Origin of the sequence: Candidatus Bandiella numerosa (genome assembly GCF_021811875.1) — a bacterium.
Taxonomy (GTDB): Bacteria; Pseudomonadota; Alphaproteobacteria; order Rickettsiales; family Midichloriaceae; genus Aquirickettsia; species Aquirickettsia numerosa_A.
The window spans coordinates 1-1,685 of sequence record NZ_JAJBJD010000188.1; the positions used below are offsets into that span (position 1 = coordinate 1).

General features: G+C 29.1%; 2 protein-coding genes. Both read left to right on the plus strand.

Annotation, left to right across the window (positions count from 1 at the left end):
• The first annotated feature begins 461 nt into the window (after nucleotides 1-461).
• The gene (locus L8D11_RS05270) at nucleotides 462-677 is read left to right on the plus strand and encodes a hypothetical protein (RefSeq protein ID WP_236870621.1); all 216 of its coding nucleotides are present in this window, start codon (nucleotides 462-464) and stop codon (nucleotides 675-677) included.
• Between the two features lies 1 nt (nucleotide 678).
• The gene (gene mobQ, locus L8D11_RS05275; RefSeq protein WP_272906059.1) at nucleotides 679-1,542 is read left to right on the plus strand and encodes a MobQ family relaxase; all 864 of its coding nucleotides are present in this window, start codon (nucleotides 679-681) and stop codon (nucleotides 1,540-1,542) included.
• The last annotated feature ends 143 nt before the right edge of the window (nucleotides 1,543-1,685 follow it).

The following is a 1,685-nucleotide window of genomic DNA, read 5'->3' on the forward strand; positions in this document are numbered from 1 at the left end:
CTGCTAAAGTGCAAGCTCAAGTTACTTTAAAAGCTATTGCCTTCAATCTCTTAAAAGCTTTAAATATGTGTGGCTAAGATCAGCAAATCGGCATGCAACATGCTAATTTAGCATAATATTTTGTTAATTTTCTTGAATTCCTATTATTCTATCAGCTTTTATACCAAACTTATCGTTCTTCTTTATATGAATCTAATTTTTTAAATCCATTTATTCATATCTTCCTTGCTTTGCATTTATGCAACGGCCTTTAATAACAAATATTGACAAGAAGCGCAAATAAAAATAAACTAAATATACTTATCTCAATGATATTAATTGCGCGCTACGTTGTTGCAAGCAACAACAAAAATGCTTTAGTCCTTTAAGTATGGTAATTAGCTGTGTAGATAAAATATGGATAAGTTGTAATAAAAATAGGATAAGTTGTTTATAAGAAATTGTATTTGATAAAATAAGAAATGAGAAAGCAAAAATACAAAATTAACTCTTTTGGTATATTAAATGCCCAATATCGTTTTGTAAAAATTGCTAGTTTAAAAGAATTATTAATTAATTTTAAAAATGCTAAATATCTAATATTTGCTGACTTATTAAGTGAGATTGCATTTATTGAAATATTAATTTTAAAAGTACAGCAATATTATATTGTGGATAGATATATTGTAGACAGATAATATGGCAATATGTCACTTTAGTTATAAAATGTTTACAAGAAGTAAAGGTCATTCAGCGGTGGGGAAAGCTGCATATAGATCGGCAGAGAAGTTGTATGATCAAAGATTAGATAAGACATTTGATTATAGTAATAAAAGTGATCTTTTATATAAAGAAATTATGTTATCAAAAAGTGCACCAGAGAAATTTTTAAATAGGGAAATATTATGGAATGAAGTAGAAGCTTCTGAGAAGCGAAAAGATTCACAATTAGCAAGAGAAATAGAAGTATCATTACCAAAAGAACTTACAGAAGAACAAAACATCAAACTCGCAAAAGAGTATGTTAAAAATCAATTTATATCTCTTGGGATGATAGCAGATTTATGCATTCATAAAGGTCATGGTAGAGATCAGCCGCATGCACATATAATGCTAACAACTAGAGAGATATCAGAAAAAGGTTTCGGAAAAAAAGTAGTAGAATGGGATAAACAACCTATTTTATATAATTGGAGAGAAGAATGGGCTAATTGTGTAAATAAGCATTTAGCGAAAGCTGGTCTAGATATAAAAATAGATCATAGGAGTAATAAAGAGCGTGGTATAGACCTAGAGCCACAGAATAAGGTCGGCCCAAATGATGGTAGAGCAAGGTATAGTGAGAAAGTGCTAGAACATGAAGATATAGCAAGGCGTAATGGAGAAAAGATCTATAACGATCCAAATATAGCAATAAAGGCGTTATCTCATTATAAATCAACGTTTACACATGAAGATATAGCTAGATTTGTAAATACGTATACGGTGGATGTTGAACAATTTGAGAAAGTATATCAAAAAATAAAGAATTCAGAGGAATTAATAAAAAAGGCCGTTGCATAAATGCAAAGCAAGGAAAATATGCAATAAATGGATTTAAAAAATTAGATTCATATAAAGAAGAACGATAAGTTTGGTATAAAAGCTGATAGAATAATAGGAATTCAAGAAAGTTAACAAAATATTATGCTAAATTAGCATGTTGC

Excerpts from the sequence above, each read along its gene's own strand:
- mobQ (WP_272906059.1), top strand. The coding sequence starts at position 679 with ATGGCAATATGTCACTTTAGTTATAAAATGTTTACAAGAAGTAAAGGT.
- L8D11_RS05270 (WP_236870621.1), top strand. The coding sequence starts at position 462 with ATGAGAAAGCAAAAATACAAAATTAACTCTTTTGGTATATTAAATGCC.